The 382-nt window shown below is 67.0% G+C and carries 1 protein-coding gene; it reads left to right on the top strand.

The window, feature by feature from the left end; all coding sequences use genetic code 11:
• Positions 1–23: 23 nt before the first annotated feature.
• Positions 24–382: amino acid permease (locus tag NQ018_RS11365; RefSeq protein ID WP_257061036.1), on the top strand; the 359-nt coding region annotated here is incomplete at its 3' end.

Below are 382 nucleotides of genomic sequence, written 5' to 3' on the forward strand. Positions count from 1 at the left end.
TAGTCACCCCTTCCGAGGCCTGCATGTCCCTGTTCCGGCGCAAGTCCCTAGATTCCGTCACCGTCCACGAAGCCGGCAGGCGTCTGATCCCGACGCTCAGCTGGCCGCACCTGATCGCACTGGGCATCGGTGCCATCGTCGGCACCGGCATCTACACGCTGATCGGCGTCGGTGCCAACCTGGCCGGCCCGGCCGTGCTGATCTCCTTCGCCATCGCCGGTGCGGTCTGCGCCTGTGCGGCGCTGTCCTATGCCGAGCTGTCGACGATGATGCCGGCCGCCGGCAGCGCCTACACCTACAGCTACAGTGCGCTGGGCGAGGTGTTCGCCTGGGTGGTGGGCTGGAGCCTGATCCTGGAGTACTCGCTGGTGGTGAGTACGGT

Source organism: Corynebacterium kozikiae, from assembly GCF_024580965.1.
Classification (GTDB): domain Bacteria; phylum Actinomycetota; class Actinomycetes; order Mycobacteriales; family Mycobacteriaceae; genus Corynebacterium; species Corynebacterium kozikiae.